This is a genomic window from Haemophilus parainfluenzae (assembly GCF_003252725.1).
GTDB classification, from domain to species: domain Bacteria; phylum Pseudomonadota; class Gammaproteobacteria; order Enterobacterales; family Pasteurellaceae; genus Haemophilus_D; species Haemophilus_D parainfluenzae_L.
In genome coordinates this window covers 62,862-78,125 of the sequence record NZ_QEPO01000004.1, presented here as the reverse complement: position 1 = coordinate 78,125, position 15,264 = coordinate 62,862, and the positions used below count along the sequence as shown (strand labels likewise).

13 protein-coding genes are annotated in these 15,264 nt (G+C 37.9%); 6 read left to right on the top strand and 7 right to left on the bottom strand.

Annotated elements, in window-relative coordinates:
* Nucleotides 1-14: 14 nt before the first annotated feature.
* The 5 genes from DPV85_RS06225 to DPV85_RS06205 form a co-directional block, all read right to left on the bottom strand.
* Nucleotides 15-389 carry an ATP synthase subunit I gene (locus DPV85_RS06225; RefSeq protein WP_111327430.1) on the bottom strand — a complete coding sequence of 125 codons (375 nt, stop codon included), beginning with the start codon at nt 387-389 and terminating at the stop codon, nt 15-17.
* A 139-nt stretch (nt 390-528) separates the two neighbouring features.
* Nucleotides 529-1,140, bottom strand: coding sequence for a 16S rRNA (guanine(527)-N(7))-methyltransferase RsmG (gene rsmG, locus DPV85_RS06220; RefSeq protein ID WP_111327429.1), 612 nt, complete (start codon nt 1,138-1,140; stop codon nt 529-531).
* 170 nt (nt 1,141-1,310) lie between these two features.
* Nucleotides 1,311-3,200, bottom strand: coding sequence for a tRNA uridine-5-carboxymethylaminomethyl(34) synthesis enzyme MnmG (mnmG, locus tag DPV85_RS06215; protein WP_111327428.1), 1,890 nt, complete (start codon nt 3,198-3,200; stop codon nt 1,311-1,313).
* Between the two features lie 428 nt (nt 3,201-3,628).
* The gene (gene mioC, locus DPV85_RS06210; RefSeq protein ID WP_111327427.1) at nt 3,629-4,066 is read right to left on the bottom strand and encodes an FMN-binding protein MioC; all 438 of its coding nucleotides are present in this window, start codon (nt 4,064-4,066) and stop codon (nt 3,629-3,631) included.
* Between the two features lie 51 nt (nt 4,067-4,117).
* A complete protein-coding gene (locus DPV85_RS06205; protein ID WP_014064476.1) occupies nt 4,118-4,336 on the bottom strand; it encodes a cell division protein ZapB in 219 nt (72 codons plus the stop codon).
* A gap of 143 nt (nt 4,337-4,479) precedes the next feature.
* Here DPV85_RS06205 and glpX point away from each other — a divergent pair, with 143 nt between their 5' ends.
* Nucleotides 4,480-5,493 (top strand): class II fructose-bisphosphatase, encoded by a 1,014-nt coding sequence (glpX, locus tag DPV85_RS06200; RefSeq protein WP_111327426.1) that lies wholly within the window; start codon nt 4,480-4,482, stop codon nt 5,491-5,493.
* A 58-nt stretch (nt 5,494-5,551) separates the two neighbouring features.
* On the opposite strand, the gene mutS is transcribed toward glpX, so the two are convergent.
* Both mutS and DPV85_RS06190 read right to left on the bottom strand, forming a co-directional pair.
* Nucleotides 5,552-8,134, bottom strand: a complete 2,583-nt coding sequence (gene mutS, locus DPV85_RS06195; protein WP_111327425.1) for a DNA mismatch repair protein MutS — start codon at nt 8,132-8,134, stop codon at nt 5,552-5,554.
* A gap of 84 nt (nt 8,135-8,218) precedes the next feature.
* Complete coding sequence (locus DPV85_RS06190) at nt 8,219-8,935, bottom strand: MgtC/SapB family protein (RefSeq protein ID WP_111327424.1); 717 nt, start codon at nt 8,933-8,935, stop codon at nt 8,219-8,221.
* A gap of 165 nt (nt 8,936-9,100) precedes the next feature.
* Here DPV85_RS06190 and rimO point away from each other — a divergent pair, with 165 nt between their 5' ends.
* The 5 genes from rimO to DPV85_RS06165 all read left to right on the top strand — a co-directional run bounded on the left by rimO (nt 9,101) and on the right by DPV85_RS06165 (nt 15,171).
* Nucleotides 9,101-10,438 carry a 30S ribosomal protein S12 methylthiotransferase RimO gene (gene rimO, locus DPV85_RS06185; protein ID WP_111327423.1) on the top strand — a complete coding sequence of 446 codons (1,338 nt, stop codon included), beginning with the start codon at nt 9,101-9,103 and terminating at the stop codon, nt 10,436-10,438.
* A 39-nt stretch (nt 10,439-10,477) separates the two neighbouring features.
* Nucleotides 10,478-12,496 (top strand): UDP-glucose:protein N-beta-glucosyltransferase, encoded by a 2,019-nt coding sequence (locus DPV85_RS06180; protein WP_111327422.1) that lies wholly within the window; start codon nt 10,478-10,480, stop codon nt 12,494-12,496.
* A 138-nt stretch (nt 12,497-12,634) separates the two neighbouring features.
* Nucleotides 12,635-13,750: an aspartate-semialdehyde dehydrogenase gene (gene asd, locus DPV85_RS06175; protein ID WP_111327421.1), complete on the top strand. Its 1,116-nt coding sequence runs from the start codon at nt 12,635-12,637 to the stop codon at nt 13,748-13,750.
* Nucleotides 13,751-13,861: 111 nt separating this feature from the next.
* Nucleotides 13,862-14,239 carry a hypothetical protein gene (locus tag DPV85_RS06170; protein WP_243584666.1) on the top strand — a complete coding sequence of 126 codons (378 nt, stop codon included), beginning with the start codon at nt 13,862-13,864 and terminating at the stop codon, nt 14,237-14,239.
* Nucleotides 14,236-15,171 carry an alpha/beta fold hydrolase gene (locus DPV85_RS06165; RefSeq protein ID WP_111327420.1) on the top strand — a complete coding sequence of 312 codons (936 nt, stop codon included), beginning with the start codon at nt 14,236-14,238 and terminating at the stop codon, nt 15,169-15,171. Before DPV85_RS06170 ends, DPV85_RS06165 begins: the two co-directional genes overlap by 4 nt.
* Nucleotides 15,172-15,264: the final 93 nt, after the last annotated feature.

Here is a 15,264-nt window from a genome sequence, read left to right as displayed (position 1 = left end):
CCTTTGTAGAAAAATTAAGATCTATTTAACAAAAACGGAATAATATTATTCAACGCTAATGCTGTAAAAAAACCAACAAAAAACAAAATAAAATGTGAGATAGCAAGCCATTTAAAGGACACACCCACAAGCACAATCGTCAGCATAAATTTCAATGCTTCACCACGATAAAATGCCGTTAATTTTGTTGAGAAATCTTGTTTGCGAAAAAAAACAATATAAGCAAAAGCACAAAATGGCACAAAAGCACAGATAAATCCTAAACTAAAATCTACCGCACTTTCACCTTGCCAAAGCGCAACTAACAAACCAAAAACAACAAGACAAACTGATTCAATGATCATCGCTTTTTGATATCGATTTTTGGCCTGCGTTAAAACCTTAGACATTATCTTATTTTTTAAAATACAAAAACTACCTAATTATACCCGTGCTACAAAGAGTTTCAACTTTTAAACCACTAAAAAATGTTAAACAAATCACACTTTTAAAAAATAATTAACAAAATAGTCATAAAAAAAGTGTGTTTTATCGTAAAACGATTAAATGTCGCTCACCTATAAGCTCTGGTACATGCAAAGTTATCACGTCTTTTACTTCGAATTTTTTGTCTAATTCTTGAACTTCATCTTCGTGATAAATACCTTTTAAAGCATAAAAATATCCATCCTGTTTTGGCAAATGATGACACCAATCTGTCATATCTTTTAACGAAGCAAATGCACGACTTAATACACCGTCGAATTTTTGTTCAGGTTGGTATTCCTCAACGCGGCTAAGAACAGGTTCTACATTTGTTAGTCCTAACTCACGTACTGCATTTCGAATGAAGCTAATGCGCTTGCCTAAGCTATCTAACAAGACAAATTGCTTAGTGGGGTTAATAATTGCCAAAGGCAGTCCTGGTAAGCCTGGGCCTGTTCCTACATCAATAAAACGATCCCCTTGTAAATAAGGGCTAACAACAATACTATCCAAGATATGTTTTACTAACATTTCTTGTGGGTCACGTACAGAGGTTAAATTATAAGCCTTGTTCCATTTATGGAGTAATTGTACCAACTGAATCAGCTGATCTTTTTGTAGATCGGTTAATTGAATTTCTGCTTGAGCCAGTAAATTTTCGAGTTTTGCTTTCATTTTTCTATCTATCTTGTCTGTTTGTCGTCATTCTACTTGAAAGTGCGGTTAAAATCCTTAGTGTTTTTATTTCAGCAAAAATTTAGCCCACTAATTACATCTTTTTAATTTGTAATATAAAAAAGTGCGATGAAAATTCACCGCACTTTTGCTTTCAATACCTGAGAAGTTTACTCCCCACGTTTTAGCATACCTTGTTTTTTCAAATTCACCAGAATAATTGAAATTGCTGCAGGAGTAACGCCTGAAATTCGGCTTGCTTGGCCAATGGAAACTGGACGATGCTGTTCCAACTTCGCACGTACTTCATTAGATAAACCAGACACTTTGCTGTAATCAAAGTTAGCCGGAATAGCCGTATTTTCGTGGCGTTTTTGTTTCTCAATTTCTTCTTGTTGATGCTCAATATAGCCTTGATACTTAATAGCAATTTCCACTTGTTCTACGGCTTCTCTATCTTCCATTGCCGGTTTGTATGGCGTTAAAGAAGTTAAAATATCGTAGGTCATTTCTGGACGGCGCAATAAATCTTCACCGCTGGCTTCACGCACAAGCGGGCTACCAAGTACTTTATTCGCTTCTTCTAAATATTCAGAACGTGGATGCAACCAAATACTGCGTAAGCGTTGGCGTTCCTGTTCAATATTTTCCATTTTTTGATTAAAGCGCGCCCAACGAGCCTCATCAATCAAACCTAATTCATGGGCAATTGGCGTTAAACGAATATCCGCATTATCTTCACGTAATAACAAACGGTATTCTGCACGAGAAGTAAATACGCGATATGGTTCTTTGGTACCAAGTGTACAAAGGTCATCCACCAATACGCCAGTATAAGATTGATCGCGACGTGGATACCATACCTCTTTCTCTTGTACGTAAAGACCTGCGTTAATTCCCGCCAATAAGCCTTGTGCCGCCGCTTCTTCATAACCGGTTGTACCGTTAATTTGACCCGCAAAGAATAAACCTGAAATTGATTTAGTTTCTAATGTTGGTTTTAAATCACGTGGATCAAAATAATCGTATTCAATGGCATAACCTGGTTTAATGATGCGAGCTTTTTCCAAACCTTTCATGGAATTCACAATGCCCATTTGTACGTCAAACGGCAAACTAGTAGAGATCCCGTTTGGATACACTTCATTACTGGTTAAGCCTTCTGGTTCCAAATAAATTTGATGTGAATTACGATCCGCAAAACGCATCACTTTATCTTCAATGGATGGGCAATAACGTGGACCAATCCCTTCAATTACTCCGGTATACATTGGACTGCGATCCAAGTTATTACGGATCACTTCATGGGTTTGCTCATTGGTATGGGTGATATAACAAGGAATTTGTTGCGGGTGATCAGATATCGATCCCATAAAAGAAAATACAGGTAATACAGCATCACCATGTTGTTTAGCCAATATATCAAAATTGATCGTGCGTGCATCAATACGCGGTGGCGTACCCGTTTTTAAACGATCAACACGTAAATTCAGATCACGTAAACGATGAGAAAGTGTAACAGATGCCGGATCACCAGCTCGGCCACCTTCATAATGTTCTAAACCAATATGGATCTTACCCGCTAAGAAAGTACCGGCAGTTAAAATGACCGATTTAGCACGGAATTTAAGCCCCATTTTGGTTTCCACACCACAAACGCGATCTTGCTCAATTAAAATATCGGTTACTTCTTGTTGGAAAATATCTAAATTTGGTTGGTTTTCAAGTGCGATGCGTACGGCTTGGCGATATAACACGCGGTCAGCTTGAGCACGAGTTGCACGTACAGCAGGCCCTTTACTGCTGTTTAAAGTACGAAATTGAATACCCGCCTTATCTGCAGCATGCGCCATTAAGCCGCCCATCGCATCCACTTCTTTCACTAAATGGCCTTTACCAATACCACCAATAGCGGGGTTACATGACATTTGTCCAAGGGTATCAACATTATGTGTCAATAATAGGGTTTTTAATCCCATGCGTGCCGGAGCCAATGCGGCTTCTGTACCGGCATGACCGCCACCCACAACGATCACATCATAATTTTCGGTGTAAAACATATCTCTCTCTTCGTATTCAATTTGATCTTCGATCTAAAAATAGGCGCTATTCTACTGAAAATTACGTGTGCTTGAAAGCAAGAATTCAATCAGTGATGAGATAAGAGTGAGAGGTAATAAAGATAAGATCTATTTATATATAAAGATCTTATTATTGTTACTATTAGGATCCTTTTACCTTGTGAATAAGATCCTTTTCCTTTTTTAAATGAAGAAGTTAGATCATTTTAGACTGTGTTGAAATGTCGTCTGTTTGGAGGTGTTTTCTTGTGGATAACCTTCAATTTTATCCACAGATAAAACAATCATCATATTTACTCAGTGGAAAAGAACAAGTTTTTGACAGGTTTTATTAAAGTTATCCACAGGTGTTTTTTTTGATAATGGATAAAGAAAAAGCGATAACTCAAATTATCGCTTTATTATGACTAAAGTGCATTTATAAATTGTGGTAGCCAATCTTCCGCAAATTGTTCTTGATCATCAACATGTAAGACATCGATTTTTAAACTGTCGCAAATTTTGACCGCACTTTTTTCATTTAATTGTGTTTCAACTTTATTCACGGCATGACAGAATGTATCGTAATCTGAATTGCCTAAGCCTACAACGGCAAAGCGGAGAGAAGATAAATCTTTATCTGATGCTGCAATTTGTTCAAAGAGTGGTTTCAAATTATCAGGCAATTCACCTGCACCATGTGTTGAAGTGACAATCAACCAAATATTTTCATCAATCACATCATCAAGTTCTGGTCCGTGGAAAAGTGCGGTAGAAAAATCTTGTTTTTTTAACACATCTTCTAAATGCTCCGCCACATATTCAGCGCTACCTAATGTGCTGCCTGAAATCACGCAAATATTCATATTGTTTCCTAATAAGAAAAAAGGCTTAGATTTTCTAAGCCTTTATAGTCATTATACGTTGTCGAATTTACCTAACAATGAACGAATGTGTTCTTGCCAGTTGCGGTGTTCATTTCTAAGTTGCTCGTTTTCATGTTGCAACGCTTCTACCGCTTGTTGAGATTGATTTTTTTGTTCTTTTAACTCTTCTACTTCAAGTTGAAGTAATTGAATGGTTTCTACTGCTTGTCTAATTTTTTCTTCAAGCTGATCTAAAATTTCTAAAGACATAGTGATTTCCTTTTTTAAAATAAGTCCGAAACGGCTTTATTCTACCCACTTAATCCTATTTTTAAAAGCCTCTTGTCAAAATTTATTATGCAAACGTTTGCTTAGTGATAAAATAGCGAGACTTTTTGCATTGGGAGAGAAAAATGAATCGTGCATTAGCTATTGAATTTTCAAGAGTAACTGAAGCAGCTGCATTAGCGGCTTATACTTGGCTTGGACGTGGTAATAAAAATGCGGCAGATGAGGCGGCGGTCAAAGCCATGCGTTATATGCTGAATTTAATCCATATGGACGGTGAAATTGTGATTGGTGAAGGAGAAATTGACGAAGCACCAATGCTTTATATTGGCGAAAAAGTGGGCTCAGGTAATGGTGAGCTCGTTTCTATTGCGGTTGATCCGATTGATGGCACAAGAATGACTGCAATGGGTCAATCAAATGCCATTTCTGTGTTGGCAGCTGGTGGTAAACGTACCTTCTTAAAAGCACCCGATATGTATATGGAAAAATTGGTCGTCGGCCCTGAAGTGAAAGGCATGATCGATTTAAGTTTACCGATTGAACAAAACCTTCGCCGTGTGGCTTCTCGTTTAGGTAAATCCTTATCGGATTTAACCGTGATGGTGCTCGCTAAACCACGTCATGATGAAGTGATTAAACAAATGCATAATCTTGGTATTCGCGTGATGGCTATTCCGGATGGTGATGTGGCGGCTTCGGTTTTATGTTGCTTACCTGATGCTGAAGTGGATATGGTTTATGGCATTGGCGGTGCACCTGAAGGTGTGGCAGCCGCCGCTGCAATTCGAGCATTAGGTGGAGATATGCAAGCTCGTCTTATTCCACGCAATAAAGTGAAAGGCGATACGGAAGAAAATCGTAAAATTGCCGCTGAAGAAGTTCAACGTTGTGAAGCCTTAGGTGTGAAGGTCAATGAAGTCTTAAAATTAGAAGATTTAGTGCGTGATGATAACCTTGTTTTTGCCGCAACGGGAATTACGCACGGTGAATTACTCAAAGGGATTTCTCGTCGTGGCAACTTAGCTACCACTGAAACCTTATTAATCCGTGGTAAATCACGCACTATCCGTAAAATTCAATCCATCCATTATCTTGATAGAAAAGATTCTGAAATCTATGAAATTTTAAGAAATTAGTGAAAATAAAAGAGCGGTCATAAAAAACAACGAATTTTTTGACCGCTCTTTTTATTTCTTACAGCATTTTCTTCAATTGATACAGATAAGCTAAGGCTTGTTTTGGACTTAATTCATCTGGATCAAGCTGCTCAATGGCTTCGCGTAAAGCATCTGGTTCCGCTTCAAAAGCCAATTCACCTTGATGTTGATTTAACGCTCTTAAATGTTGAATTTGTTGATCACCATTTTGTGCCGACAATTTTTCTAATTGATGTAATTTTTGCTTCGCTAGTTTAATGACAGATTGAGGTACACCTGCCAGCGCTGCAACAGCAAGACCATAACTTTTACTTGCAGCCCCGTCTTGAACCGCATGCATAAAGGCGATGGTATTGTTATGTTCTAATGCATCTAAATGAATATTAGCAATGCCTTCAATTTGTTCTGGCAGTGCGGTGAGTTCAAAATAATGGGTCGCAAATAACGTAAGTGAACGAATTTTCTTCGCCAACCATTCAGCACAAGCCCAAGCTAAAGAAAGCCCATCATAAGTAGACGTCCCTCGTCCAATTTCATCAATCAGAACTAAACTTTGTGAAGTGGCTTGATGAAGAATATTGGCCATTTCGGTCATTTCTACCATAAATGTAGAACGACCCGAGGCTAAATCATCAGAGGCACCAATTCGAGTAAAAATACGATCAATTTGCCCGATAATCGCGCTATCAGCCGGCACAAAACTTCCTATATAGGCCATTAACGTAATTAAAGCCGTTTGACGCATATAGGTACTTTTACCGCCCATATTGGGGCCAGTAATAATCAGTAAATGACGCTGCTGATTGAGATTAACAGGGTTAGCAATAAAGGGGTCTTTTAAGACTTGTTCCACCACAGGATGACGACCATTTTCAATTTTTACGCCAATTTCATCGCTAAATTGCGGTGCAACATAATTTAAGGTTTCTGCTCGCTCTGCTAAATTAACCAACACATCCAATTCAGATAATGCCAAGCTCGCTAACTGCAATTTACCTAAATGTGGCAATAATAAATCAAATAATTCATCATAAAGTTGCTTTTCTAAAGCAAGCGCCGCCCCTTTTGATTTTAAAACCTTATCTTCGTATTCTTTTAATTCAGGAATAATATAGCGCTCGGCATTTTTTAAAGTTTGACGGCGAACATAATGAATCGGTGCTTTATGAGCTTGCCCTTGGCTAATTTGAATGTAATAACCATGCACCGCATTAAAGCCTATTTTTAAGGTATCAATGCCAGTACTTTCTCGTTCACGTTGTTCTAAATTTTCTAAATATTGTGTTGCGCCAGCGGAAAGGGTTCGCCATTCATCTAATTCTGCATTATAGCCTTCAGCAATAACGCCACCATCGCGAATTAATAACGGAGGAGTTTCAATAATTGCTTTTTGAAGTAACACTATTTGCGTGGAAAAATCATCAATTTGTGCGGAAAGTACGGTCAAATTTGACGATGTTTTTGTATGAATTAGCGATTTTATCGGTTCAATTTGTTCTAATGCAGTACGTAAACGCGTGAGATCTCGAGGACGCGCAGAACGCAGTGCTACACGAGCAAGAATCCGTTCCATATCCCCCACTTGTTGCAAATAAGGCTGCAATTCGTGATATAAATCTTGCTCAATAATTTCACCAATGGTTTTTTGGCGTTTTAATAGAATGTCTGTTTGACGGATAGGCTGATGAATCCAACGTTTTAACAAACGGCTACCCATTGGGGTAACACATTTATCTAATACCGAAGCCAGTGTGTTTTCTGTACCACCCGCAAGATTTTGAGTGAGTTCTAAATTTCGGCGTGTTGCGGCATCTAATTGAATATTATCGTTATTTTGAATAACACTAATACTTTGAATATGTGGCAGAGAAGCTCGTTGTGTTTCTTTTGCATATTGCAATAAACAACCTGCTGCTGCCAAGCCAAGAGGTGATTTTTCTACATCAAATGCACGTAAATCTTTTGTACCAAATTGACGATTAAGTTCTGAAATCGCCGTACTGAGTTCAAATTCCCAAATTGGACGACGACGTAATCCTTTATAATGTTCGATAATGGCCATTTCAGCAAAATCTTCACAATAAAGTAATTCTACAGGATTAATACGCTGTAATTCAGCTTGCAAGGCTTCTTTTGAATGAGGTTCACAAAGCTGAAAACGTCCAGATGTCATGTCTAATGTGGCTAGACCAAATTTTTCTTTTTCCTGATAAACCGCCACAATTAAGTTATCTTGGCGTTCTGGCAAAAGGGCTTCATCACTCACTGTACCTGGTGTCACAATTCGTACAATTTTGCGTTCAACCGGCCCTTTTGACGTGGCGGGATCACCCACTTGCTCACAAATGGCTACAGGTTCACCTAATTGCACTAATTTTGCTAAATAACCTTCTACCGCATGATAAGGCACGCCAGCCATGGGAATTGGATTACCTGCTGATTGTCCACGTTTCGTTAAAGAAATATCTAACAGCGCCGCCGCTTTTTTTGCATCATCATAAAAAAGCTCATAAAAATCCCCCATTCGATAAAATAACAAAATGTCAGGATTTTCTGCTTTTAACTTGAGATATTGCTGCATCATCGGCGTATGCTGCTCGAAATTATCTTGTAAATTCATGACGTTATCCAGTTTAAGTGTTTAACTTTTTGTCTAGCAAGTATAGGTTTTACGATAGAAGTAATGTGTTATTTTAAGCTGATTTTAATTTTCTACATCCACACTCAGTACTTCATCTTCTGTTTTTAATAGCGTATAGACATCTTTTAGCATTTCATTATCAATGTTGTAGCATCGTACTTGCAAGCGAACTTCGCCACTTGCTTGGTCTTTTACCGAAATATTTTCAATGCGGTAATTATGTTTCAGTAATAAATCTGTCACTTTACTGATGCCGTTCGCAGAACTTAGTTGAATAGCCAAGCGAGTACGTTTTTTATAGGTTTTACGACGAACATAACGTTGTACAATCGGGCTAATACGGATGGCGATTAAAATCATTAAAGTGGCAATAATGGCATCAAAAATAAAGCCTGCACCTGTTGCCACACCGATAGCCGCCGCAGCCCAAATAATGGCAGCTGTGGTTAAGCCTGAAATGGCATCATTTTTCTTATGTAAAATAACACCCGCACCTAAGAAACCAATGCCACTGATTACTTGTGCGGCAAGTCGCATAGGGTCCGTTCGAATATTATCTGAAACTTGCGCGTAATGTTCTGCAGCTTGAATAGATACAATCGTCAGCACACAAGTTGTCACCGCAATAATGGCACAGGTTTTAACGCCAACCGGTTTGTGTTTAAGTTCACGCTCTAAGCCAATAATCCCGCCAAGTACAAGTGCGAGTAGCATTTTCCCTAGTATAAGTAAGTAAGCCGTCTGTTCAAGAGCGGTCGAAAAAAGAAAAGAATTTTCCATGTTAATAATGAATATAAGTAAATAAAAAAACGGGCGTTATTCTACCTGAAAAAAGGACTTTAATGGGCAAATTTACAATCAATTTACCTTTAATTTATCGCCTTTCTGCTTGAAATTGAGTAAAATCTAAAGTCTTGAAAGATGATGATAGCTGAGAATAAATTTATGCAAAAATCAACGCCGAATATTGGCTTTGTAAGTTTAGGGTGTCCTAAAAATTTAGTGGATTCCGAACGTATTCTGACTGAATTACGTACTGACGGGTATAACATTGTGCCAAGTTATGAAAATGTGGACTTGGTCATTGTGAATACTTGCGGCTTTATTGATAGTGCCGTGCAGGAATCCCTAGAAGCCATTGGAGAGGCGTTGGAAGAAAACGGACGTGTGATTGTGACCGGCTGTTTAGGGGCGAAAGAAGATCAAATTCGCCAAGTTCACCCGAAAGTATTGGAAGTGAGCGGTCCGCACAGTTATGAAACAGTCATGGCACAAGTACATAAATATGTACCAAAACCAGAGCATAATCCTTACACCAGCCTTGTACCAAAACAAGGGGTGAAATTAACACCAAAACACTATGCTTATTTGAAAATCTCAGAAGGCTGTGATCATCGTTGTACATTCTGTATAATCCCTTCATTACGTGGGGATTTAGAAAGCCGCTCTATCACGCAAGTATTGGATGAAGCAAAACGTCTTGCTGATGCGGGTGTGAAAGAGTTATTGGTTGTTTCACAAGATACTTCTGCTTATGCGATGGATACACAACGCAAAGAAGGTGGGGTTAAAACCGCTTTCTGGAATGGTATGCCAATTAAGAATGACTTAATAACCTTGTGCAAACAGCTTGGAAAATTAGGCATTTGGGTGCGTTTACATTACGTTTATCCTTATCCGCACGTGGATGATTTAATTCCATTAATGGCGGAAGGTTTATTGTTGCCTTATTTGGATATTCCATTGCAACACGCGAGTCCAAAAATTTTAAAAGCGATGAAAAGACCAGGAAAAATTGACCGCACTTTAGAGCGTATCAAGCAATGGCGTGAGATTTGTCCGGATTTAACCTTGCGTTCAACTTTCATTGTAGGTTTCCCAGGTGAAACAGAAGAAGATTTCCAAATGTTATTGGATTTCTTAAAAGAAGCACAACTTGATCGTGTGGGCTGTTTCAAATTTAGCCCAGTAGAAGGCGCTCCTGCAACTGAAATGGCTGACCAAGTGCCTGAAGATGTAAAAGAAGAACGTTTCCATCGCTTTATGCAGTTACAACAAGAAATTTCGGCTGAACGATTAAAACAAAAAATTGGCCAAACGCTTGATGTAATTGTGGATGAAATTGATGACGAAGGTATTATCGGGCGTACAAAAGCTGATGCACCAGAAGTTGATGGCTTAGTTTATATTGAAAATCTAAGTGGCACGCCTGTGAAAGTAGGCGAGTTTATTAAAGTAACCATTACCCATTCAGATGAATATGATCTGTGGGGAACCTGTTAATTATTAATCTTATTTATTTTTTACCAAAGGAATTTAGAAATGGCAGAAACACAAAAACAACCAAGTGTTATCCGTTTTGAACAAGAAGTTGCAGCAAAAAATTATGAAGCAGCTTGCGTAGAATTGCTCGATATTTTAAGCAAAATAGATACTAATTTTGGTGGCGTTGAAGGCATTGAAATTGATTATCCCAGTCAATTAAATGATGAATTAGTACAAGATAAAATTAAGCATTTTTGTACCCGTGTAGCGGTAGCAATGAGCGAGCTATTTTCTGATCCTAAATTAGATATTTCTGAAGGTGGTGCACAACGTTTCTTTACCTTACAACGTTGGATTAATATGATTTTTGCGTCATCACCATTTGTGAATGCGGATCATGTTTTACAAGCTTATAACCGCAATCCAGATAAAACCAATTTATCCGATTTCCATTTAGATAATACGAGATCATCATTAATTAAATTCTGTATTTTCTATCTGCCAGAATCTAATGTGAATGTTAATCTTGATGCTTTATGGAATTTAGATCCAGAGTTATGCGCATCGCTTTGTTTTGCGTTGCAATCACCACGTTTTATTGGTACAGAACAATCGTTTTCTAAGCGTGGTACGCTTTTACAATGGTTCCCTGAAAAATTAGCGACGATTGAAAACTTAAATAATGTGCCAAGTGCAATTTCACACGATGTGTATATGCATTGCAGCTACGATATTGCTGAAAATAAACACTGGGTGAAAAAAGCATTAAACCAAGTTATTCGCCGTCATTTATTGCAAGGTGGATGGACTGATCGCGATGTTACTAAATTAGGTGAACGTGATGGCAAACCAGTCATGGTCGTATTATTGGAGCATTTCCATTCATCTCATTCAATTTACCGTACGCATTCCACCTCAATGATTGCTGCGCGTGAGCGTTTTCATTTAATTGGTGTGGGTAATGAAGCTGTAGATGCAGCAGGTCAAGCGGTGTTTGATGAATTCCATTTATTAAAAGGTGATAATATTTTTGGTAAATTGAATGAATTAAAAGAGATTTGTGAAAAAAATGGTGCAGCCGTTCTTTATATGCCAAGTATTGGGATGGATTTAACCACTATTTTTGCAAGTAACACGCGTCTTGCACCGGTTCAAGTGATTGCTTTAGGCCACCCTGCTACGACACATTCTGATTTTATTGAATATGTGATTGTAGAAGATGATTATGTGGGGTCTGAAAAATGCTTCAGTGAGCAATTATTGCGTTTACCAAAAGATGCCTTACCTTATGTGCCTTCAGCGCTTGCACCGCAACACGTAGAATATCGCTTACGTGAAAATCCTGAAGTGGTGAATATTGGTATTGCTTCTACTACAATGAAGCTTAATCCCTATTTCTTGGCTGCATTAAAGGCTATTCGTGATCGTGCTAAGGTGAAAGTGCATTTCCACTTTGCATTAGGCCAATCTAGTGGTGTGACTCATCCTTATGTTGAGCGTTTTATTAAATCTTATTTAGGCAATGATGCGACAGCTCATCCACATGCGCCTTATGATCAATATCTTCGTATTTTGCATAACTGCGATATGATGGTAAACCCATTCCCATTTGGTAACACCAACGGCATTATTGATATGGTGACATTAGGTTTAGTGGGCGTATGTAAAACGGGTGCAGAAGTCCACGAACATATTGATGAAGGTTTGTTTAAACGTTTAGGTTTACCGGAATGGTTAATTGCGAATACGGTAGATGAATATGTTGAACGTGCAATTCGTTTAGCAGAAAACCATCAAGAACGTTTAGAACTTCGTCGTCATATCATTGAGAATAATGGCTTACAAACCTTATTTACTGGTGATCCAAGCCCAATGGGTAAAGTGTTACTTGAAAAATTTGAAGAATGGAAAGCGGCAAATTTAGCTGAAAAGCCAAAGAAAAAAGCAACTAAATCCGCAACAACAAAAGAGAAGACTACAAAGTCTACTACGACAAAGAAAAGTGCGGTCAAATCTGAAGGTAAATCTGAGCCAAAAAAAACGGTAAAGAAAACCACGAAAAAAGCAGATAAATAATCAATAAATCCCCGAAAGGGGATTTTTTATTGAGAAAAATTAAACAAAGTCTCATTTTTTTTAAAAAAACTTGATTTTGTAGCATAAAGCCTGTAATTAATAGACCCATTCAACACAACATAAAATAAGGAAAAACTCATGAAAAACGTCGGTTTTATCGGTTGGCGCGGAATGGTCGGTTCCGTATTAATGGATCGTATGGTGCAAGAGCAAGATTTTGCCAATATTAATCCAGTTTTCTTCACCACTTCTCAAGCAGGTCAAAAAGCCCCTGTATTCGCAGGCAAAAAGGCGGGTGAACTTAAAAGTGCATTCGACATTGAAGAACTTAAAAAATTAGACATTATCGTGACCTGTCAAGGTGGCGACTATACCAATGAAGTTTATCCAAAATTAAAAGCAACAGGTTGGGATGGTTATTGGGTTGATGCCGCTTCTGCGCTACGTATGAAAGATGATGCAATTATCGTGCTTGATCCGGTAAACCAACACGTGATTTCTGAAGGCTTGAAAAAAGGCATTAAAACTTTCGTGGGTGGTAACTGTACCGTGAGCTTAATGTTAATGGCTATCGGTGGTTTATTTGAAAAAGATTTAGTGGAATGGGTATCTGTCGCAACTTACCAAGCGGCTTCAGGTGCGGGCGCAAAAAATATGCGTGAATTGATTTCACAAATGGGCTTGTTAGAACAAGCGGTTTCAAGCGAATTAAAAGACCCTGCTTCGTCAATTTTAGATATTGAACGTAAAGTGACAGCAGAAATGCGTTCTGATAGTTTCCCAACGGATAACTTCGGCGCAGCATTAGGTGGTAGCTTAATCCCTTGGATTGACAAACTTCTCCCTGAAACAGGACAAACTAAAGAAGAATGGAAAGGCTATGCAGAAACCAATAAAATCTTAGGTTTAAGCGACAATCCAATTCCTGTGGATGGTTTATGCGTACGTATCGGTGCATTACGTTGCCACAGCCAAGCATTTACTATCAAACTGAAAAAAGACTTACCATTAGAAGAAATTGAACAAATTTTAGCGTCTCACAACGAATGGGTGAAAGTGATTCCAAATGACAAAGAAACCACATTACGTGAATTAACCCCAGCTAAAGTAACAGGTACATTAAGCGTACCGGTTGGTCGTTTACGTAAATTGGCAATGGGTCCAGAATACTTAGCAGCATTCACTGTAGGTGACCAATTATTATGGGGTGCTGCAGAGCCAGTTCGTCGTATCTTAAAACAATTGGTGGCATAAGTTTACTTTCACTACAAAGGGCGTATTTACTACGCCCTTTTCATTACTAAAAAAGATAATATGCTACGATCTATCTTTGTTTTTATTACAATTTCTTTAATGACATTTCTTTTGCAATATTGGTTTGTCTCACGCCTTGGTTATCCTGAAACCTTTGCAACAACATGCCAAAATTACACGGGTGAATTTTTGTATGAAGCACGTTGTGAATATACGTTTAATATATTATTTACAACGATAACTGTTGCGTTTTTAGCATTGTTTCCTTTTATTTTTTCTCAGAAATTATCTTACTTTATTATCGGTTGTTTGTGGCTTGGGCTTTTATGGCTATTGGGTTCAGTTTTTATCACCTTTGATAGTACTGATTTAGGAAATACACTTGAGCTTTCAAGCTTATTTCACTATGCTTGGATCGAATTAAAAATACCTTATATCATCATATCTGTTATTACTATCCCTACACTATTTTTTGTTAAAAAATTATGATCAGAGAACCTCATTTTCATCAATTTGCTCTTGCAGAGTTATTGCCTTTTTTTGAGCAATTTCCGACGCAATATCTTTCTGGCGAACGAAATATTAAATTAGCTTATCGTCATTTGGTTCAGCCTGAAAGTGCGGTCAGAAAATTGATGATTTTGGTGAATGGTCGAGCAGAAAATATGCTGAAATGGACTGAGTTGGCTTATGATTTTTATCAACAAGGTTATGATGTTTTACTTTTCGATCACCGAGGACAAGGCTATTCACAGCGTATTATTCCTCAAAAAGGGCATTTAGATGAGTTTCGTTTTTATATTGATGATATGGCAAAAATCATTGAAAAAACGACCGCACTTTATGCTTATCAAGCGCAATATATTCTCGCACACTCCCTCGGTGCTTTGATTTCCACCTATTACCTGGCCAATTATGATCATCATATTAAAAAGGCCGTACTTTCTTCGCCTTTCTTTGGTGTTCCCATGAAACATCCGTTACGAGATGAAGTTATCATTGCAACGATGATGGCATTTGGTCAAGGTCATCGCTATGTTTTTGGTAAAGGACATTACAAACCGGCAGATTTAGACCTTAATGAACTTAGCCATTCTAAAACGCGAATGAAATGGATGAACCGAGTTAATCGAAAACGCGCTGCTATTCACTTAGGCGGCCCGACATTCCGTTGGGTACATTTGTGTTTAAATGCAATCAAAGCGCTCCCTAAAATTATTCCAAGAGTAGAAACACCTGTACTTATCCTACAAGCGGAAAAGGAAAAAATTGTGGATAACAAAAACCTTGAAAAATTGACCGCACTTTTTCCGCATGCAGAATCTATGCTTGTACCTCAAGCAAAACATGAAATTCTTTTTGAAAAAGATAACGTGAGAAAAGCCGTGCTTGAACGCGTGAATCAATTTCTTCATTCTTAAATTTTCCTAATTAGATTAAATACAAAGTATTATATATTGATTTATATAATGTTTTTTATTTTTATCTCATGAGTGTTTAACCTTTTATTGAGC